The organism is Acinetobacter lwoffii, assembly GCF_024129435.1.
In the GTDB taxonomy this organism is placed as follows: Bacteria; Pseudomonadota; Gammaproteobacteria; order Pseudomonadales; family Moraxellaceae; genus Acinetobacter; species Acinetobacter lwoffii_F.
Map to the genome: position 1 here is coordinate 1 of NZ_JAMXXN010000050.1, position 5,829 is coordinate 5,829.

A 5,829-nucleotide genomic window follows, 5' to 3' on the forward strand; every position below is an offset into this window, starting at 1 on the left:
TCTCGTACCAAAATTTAGCGGTATTGAAGTCCTTATGCCCACCTTGGCCTTGAGTATACATAAAGCCTAAATTATTCTGACTCCTTATATCCCCTTGAGCAGCTGCTTTTTCGTACCAAGCCTTAGCGGTAGCAAAGTTTTGAGGAACGCCTCCACCATAGTAATACATAGTACCTAAATTATACTGAGCCTCTGCATGACCTTGAGCAGCCGCTTTTTCGTACCAAGCCTTAGCGGTATTAAAGTTTTGAGGAACACCGCTCCCGTTGTTATATATAACGCCTAGATTAACTTGGGCATCTAACTGACCTTGAGCAGCAGCTTTTTCGTACCAAGCCTTAGCGGTGGCAAAGTCCCGGGGAACATCTTCACCATAGTGGTACATACGGCCTAAATTATATTGAGCTTCTGCATCATTTTGCTGAGCTTTTTCTAACAGTATTTCAAATTGCGTTCTATCTGGTTTCGGATTGTCATCAACATCTGAGCAGGCTATCAATAATACCGTTAAAAATATTGATAAATTTTTCGTTTTCATATCGTTAAAATTTAATAAAAATAGATTTTTTAATGAGGGTTTATTCTCATTTTTTTAAATAGTTAAGCTATACCATTACTATTTTTAATCTTATCTGCAATAAGATAGCTTTCAGTAGCACTTAATATTTAGTTTCATATTACAAATGTTCTGATTCAAATATCAGAAATTTATTATTCGTTAGATGGTGTGCATGAAATACTAAGAATAGCTTATTTAAGTATTTTAATTTAAGTTTTCCTACAATTAACATAATGCAGATTATACGAAATGCAAAATATTATTTCTTATAATTCATAGCCTTATCGTATCCTAAAAAGCCTAAGTATGCCTACTTGGGCTTTTTTAATGATTTTTCATGTTCCACGATCAATAAGTGAGCAATGTTCCACGGTTTTAAGTAGCTTAACTGCATAATCAATTACTTTGTTTTTCAGTCTTTTTACGTTGATTTAACACCTCTTGACCTAAGTCTTTCCAAATCTGCCATTTCATATCGTTAGGATCAATCTCCGCTGTTTTAAGTAGTATACCGAGCAGTTCGGCGGGGTCCCGTTTATCCAGGTTAGCAATTTCAAACAGTGCGCCTAACTGAATCAAGTGACGTGTACGCGCTTTACGTTCAGCTTCTTTCTCTGCATTCAGTAATTTTCTAACTGCTACTTTTTGCTTATTCGCTCGTTCTATGGCTTTTTCGGCTTTAATCAAAGCATTCAGTTTTTTCTCTTGGTCGGGTGTACGGTATTGGATTTTGGCTAATTCCAATAAAAGTTTTTGAACATCACTAGGACTTTTTAAAGCAGAAATATAGGTGATTTTTTCAGATAGCCAATCATTATTCATATTTGATTCCATTAATTCAGATGCCGCAAAAGCACAGGCTCAATTCTCAAAGAACGATAACAAAATAATTACGTCCGATGTCCGCAATTTTGTTAAAGTTCGTTCTAGAGAATTTCGCCTGTACTTCCATCAAAAGTTTGATGGCGCGCTTAGACGTTTCTCAATTTCATTGAGAAACCTAAGCACGTTAGGGACTTCATCCCTAAAACCCTGAAACTTCTTTTTTCATTCAATTGAAAATTGAATGAAAAAAAGAAGTACCAACGCTAGGAGCAACAACATGCAACTAAAACAGGTATGGGGAAAGATCAAAGATATTATTTTTGGCGTGATCGCAGCACCGCTACTCATCCTCATTATGGTACTTGCTTCGATATTCGATCAAAGAGCGTTTAAGAAGGAACGCAACCAAAAAAAGGAACAGGATAAAACCTAATGGCGATTGCTCGTTTAAGTGTCAAAGTTGGTAAGGCAGGCAAGGCAGCACCGCATGCCGAATATATAGATCGGGACGAAGAAAAGAAGCTGAAACAGGAACAGGCAGAAACCGATCTTGAACATAGTGCTTATGGAAACATGCCGAAATGGGCAGAACATAATCCGATTAACTTTTGGCAGGCAGCCGACCTTTACGAGCGCAAAAATGGCAGTACCTATCGAGAATATGAAATTGCCCTGCCTAGAGAGATGAATGCCGAGCAACGCCTAGAACTGGTTGAGGACTTCATTCAGTCTGAAATTGGCTCAAAATATCCGTATCAGTTTGCGATCCATAACCCTAAAGCAATGGACGGCAACGATCAGCCTCACGTTCACCTCATGTTTAATGAACGTCTACAAGATGGAATCGAGCGAGATCCAGAGCAATATTTTAAACGCTATAACAGCAAGAATCCTGAACGTGGCGGAGCTAAAAAAGACAATACAGGCAAGACTTACCAGGAACGAAAAACCGATATTAAAGACCTACGCCAAAGATGGGCAGATTTATGCAACAGCCATTTAGAAAAACACCAAATTGACAGCCGTATTGATATGCGAAGCTACAAAGAGCAAGGCGTAGAGAAAGAACCCGAAAAGAAACTATTACCAAGCCAAGCTAAAGACCCTGAAATCAGGGAAGCCTTGCAACAGTCACGTATAGCCTATAAAGAGCTTGAGCAACTAGATTTAGGCGACCCTAAAAAAGACCTGAAAGACCTCAAAAACAGCCCAATTTCAGACAAAGAAATTAAACAGGGTATTGAGAGCTTTAAGGCTGATTTTGACAGCTTTAAACAGCTTGCTTTGGAACAGTACAAACAACAGCAGAAATTAGAAAGAGAGCAACAGAAAACAATGAAGTTTAGAGGGATGAGCCGATGACACCTGATGAAAAAAAGCTATATGCACTGATGGCAGTTGCAGAACAACAGCAGAACCTAGTCAATCAGGCCGTTAAAGAGCTTCAAATCACGAAAGAACACATTCAAAGCACTATTGCTGGGCAAACCCACCACACTATATCAAAAGCGGTAAATGATGGCTTACAGGACGGTACAGCAGAACTTATTAAGACCGCTAAAGCGCTTGGACGCTTGAAAAACTCGATTGAATCAGCCAGTGATCAATTTTCATGGAAGTTAATCACCACTTTCTTAGGTGTTTTTTCAGTTTTCATACTGACTATGACATGGTTATTTGCATCTTATATTAAGCCTTTAGAGAATATTCCAAAGATCGAGAGTTTAAAGCAGCAAGGTATTCAGTTTGATATTCAAAGTTGTGCCGTTGGAGACGAGTCCAAGCCTTGCGTCCGAGTGATGAAAGAGCAGTGTGGCTATGGGAAGCATGGGGATTTATGCGTTATTGACCCCAAATAGCTGAATCTGAAAATGAAGGCTCTAAGCACTCATTTATAATTTTTATTATGTTTAAAATTAGTGGAAGTTAAGGAAATTATTATGTTAAAGCAATCAAGTTTAGAAAGAACAGAGTTTAAGGAAGAAGAACTTGCGCCCATTAAAAAGCTTGATTTGAATGATTTGAAAGTTCCTATGCCTAAAAATCTTGATCAGTTGCTGATTTGGACATCCGAACTTGCTCAATATAATTATGCTCAATTCCTTGACCAATCCGAACAGCTAAAACTTGTTGATGAAGACAATCTGGAAGAACAGGCGGAAATCAGTCAGAAGCTTAGGTTCTATAGAGGTAATGCGCTTATAGAAAACCAAATCAAAGATTTCTATTTGAAAAAGTTACTTGATCAAGGAGAGGCAACAGTCAAAGGTTATATTAAAAGTCCGACTAAGAAAAATACCCGATATGCTGTAATTTCTTATCATGACTATGATTTTGTAAGCTTTGCTACTCCAGAGATTCTTAAAAAATTTCCAGCCGATCTCATCAATTTCGTGCAAAAGGAAACACCTAAGACATTAGCGGACATATATCCTGAAGAAGCCGTGTTCTTATCAGCCATCAAAAAATTTATAAAACCTTTTAAAGAACAGTATAAAAAATTGGCTGATAAGAACAGGGAAATTAAGGAGCACAATACAGTTGCTCATAAAATTTATATAAAAATTAAAAATAAGGAAGCAACTCTGCAAAAGCCAACAGAGTCAAAGCCTAAAGAATCTAGTCCAAAGACTACTGAAAATAGTGCTGTCCCAGTAGAGATGAAGCAGGGAACCATTCAGAAAAATATGGCTCCACAAGAAAAGCCAATTACTGTAATTAAGAAGCGAAAATTTGCTTTAAACAAGGATAAGTAACTTGTAATTTAAAATTATAAACAAAAACCCCTCTAAGTCTTGCAACTTAGAGGGGTTTTCAAGTAAATTCAGCGGTACGCAGTTATTTGATGGAACTAACATCAAGTAACGAAGATCATAAGGTTTGGCGACCGTTATGATTTCACCAAAAGGCTTGTACCTGAACTCTATTTTCACAATAAACAGTGTTTATATCAAGCCTCAAAATGATAAGTCTTCGTTAATTCGTGTTTTAAACCATCAAATAAGCATCCTAGATCGAGCTTTGCCCGCTTCTGCGTGTCCGTTTTACGGTCGGCATGCATTACGTGTGGTAGGAATAAGTGTCACTGGCGTATTGTAGCTATAGTCGAAAGGCTAAACCGCTTACAGGGGAACTTCACATAGGCGGAGCGTTGGGAGTAGTTACATAGGACTTGTTAAGTTGCATGTTGGGGAAACCCTCGCAGAGATACAGGCAATGTAACGACAGGGAGCGCGTGGAGCGAAGTGCAAGACTTTGAGTCCTTGTCTGCATAGTCAGCAAAACTATGTGCGGATACGACCGATATACGTGGCTCCGAAGCCAAATATATACAGGTAAATCGGCAATACTTAGGGGATAGGTCATTTTTTTAAATGACTGCCCTTAGGGTGAGTATTGCCGAAACTCTCTCAACCGTTCACCAAAGCCAAAGCACGAAGTGCGACGCTTTGGGGGCGAGTTGAGAGAGTGAGCACATTTGTTTTTAAGGCTTTTGATTTTATTTGATTCTATATTTCTGTATAGTTTTACTGAACGAATTGCTGTATATTAAAACTATACAAAGGATGATTTTTTGTGATTGTAGATTTTAATCATAAGGGACTGGAACGATTTTTTAAAACCAGTTCTACAGCAGGTATTCAGTCTGTTCATTCAACCAAGTTAAAAAGACAATTAACTGCTTTGAATGAAGCGCAAAGCATTGATGAAATGAATTTTCCTGGATGGAAGCTTCATCCTTTGAAAGGTAAATTAAAAGATCATTGGTCAATCACTGTGAGTGCCAATTGGCGTCTGACTTTTATTTTTAAAGATGGTAATGCGTATATCGTGGACTATCAGGACTACCATTGAGGTGAATATGATGATGAATAATCCAGCTCATGCAGGTGAGTTAGTGTCAGAATGGTTAGATGGCTTAAAAGAAGAAGGACAAGCGATCACCATTACAGAACTTGCTGAACGTATTCAAGTGACACGTCCTTTACTTTCTCGAATTATTAACGGTAAAGCGCCAGTGACCGCAGATGTAGCTTTACGCTTGCATGATGCTTTGGGAATCAGTGCAGACCTGTTAATGCGTGTTCAATCTAAGTATTCACTTTGGATGGAATCACAAAAACAGCGTCCACAGATTCAACCATTTTTTGTTAATTGTTAACTAAAAATATTAATAAATTTTATTAATGTGGGTTTAGGATTCGGTATTCATCACAACCTTGTTGATTTCCATTGTCGCAGGATTGTTTAAACCACTTTTTAGCTGTATTTAAGTCCTTACCTATACCTCTTCCATTTAAGTATATAAGGCCTAAATTATACTGAGCGTCTGTATCCTCTTGAGCAGCCGCTTTCTCGTACCAAAATTTAGCGGTATTGAAGTCCTTATGCCCACCTTGGCCTTGAGTATACATAAAGCCTAAATTATTCTGACTCCTTATATC

At 38.0% G+C, this 5,829-nt stretch carries 9 protein-coding genes; 6 read left to right on the forward strand and 3 right to left on the reverse strand.

The window, feature by feature from the left end; translation table 11 throughout:
• Both NI455_RS14940 and NI455_RS14945 read right to left on the reverse strand, forming a co-directional pair.
• On the reverse strand, positions 1–538 hold a 538-nt coding region (locus tag NI455_RS14940; protein WP_253114850.1), incomplete at its 3' end, for a tetratricopeptide repeat protein.
• A gap of 417 nt (positions 539–955) precedes the next feature.
• On the reverse strand, positions 956–1,381 hold the full coding sequence (locus tag NI455_RS14945) for a conjugal transfer protein TraD (protein ID WP_107010121.1): 426 nt from the start codon (positions 1,379–1,381) through the stop codon (positions 956–958).
• A 280-nt stretch (positions 1,382–1,661) separates the two neighbouring features.
• On the opposite strand from NI455_RS14945, the gene NI455_RS14950 reads away from it, so the two are divergent.
• The 6 genes from NI455_RS14950 to NI455_RS14975 all read left to right on the forward strand — a co-directional run bounded on the left by NI455_RS14950 (position 1,662) and on the right by NI455_RS14975 (position 5,546).
• Positions 1,662–1,817: a hypothetical protein gene (locus tag NI455_RS14950; protein ID WP_169031083.1), complete on the forward strand. Its 156-nt coding sequence runs from the start codon at positions 1,662–1,664 to the stop codon at positions 1,815–1,817.
• Positions 1,817–2,746 carry a MobA/MobL family protein gene (locus NI455_RS14955; protein WP_032491912.1) on the forward strand — a complete coding sequence of 310 codons (930 nt, stop codon included), beginning with the start codon at positions 1,817–1,819 and terminating at the stop codon, positions 2,744–2,746. The genes NI455_RS14950 and NI455_RS14955 overlap by 1 nt, the downstream gene beginning before the upstream one ends.
• Positions 2,743–3,243, forward strand: a complete 501-nt coding sequence (locus tag NI455_RS14960) for a hypothetical protein (protein ID WP_107010120.1) — start codon at positions 2,743–2,745, stop codon at positions 3,241–3,243. The genes NI455_RS14955 and NI455_RS14960 overlap by 4 nt, the downstream gene beginning before the upstream one ends.
• A gap of 81 nt (positions 3,244–3,324) precedes the next feature.
• Positions 3,325–4,140 carry a hypothetical protein gene (locus NI455_RS14965; protein WP_107010119.1) on the forward strand — a complete coding sequence of 272 codons (816 nt, stop codon included), beginning with the start codon at positions 3,325–3,327 and terminating at the stop codon, positions 4,138–4,140.
• An 820-nt stretch (positions 4,141–4,960) separates the two neighbouring features.
• On the forward strand, positions 4,961–5,239 hold the full coding sequence (locus tag NI455_RS14970) for a type II toxin-antitoxin system RelE/ParE family toxin (protein WP_087704769.1): 279 nt from the start codon (positions 4,961–4,963) through the stop codon (positions 5,237–5,239).
• Positions 5,240–5,249: 10 nt separating this feature from the next.
• Positions 5,250–5,546: a HigA family addiction module antitoxin gene (locus NI455_RS14975; protein WP_213069658.1), complete on the forward strand. Its 297-nt coding sequence runs from the start codon at positions 5,250–5,252 to the stop codon at positions 5,544–5,546.
• A 22-nt stretch (positions 5,547–5,568) separates the two neighbouring features.
• Here the strand turns inward: NI455_RS14975 and NI455_RS14980 are convergent.
• Positions 5,569–5,829: tetratricopeptide repeat protein (locus NI455_RS14980; RefSeq protein WP_253114851.1), on the reverse strand; the 261-nt coding region annotated here is incomplete at its 5' end.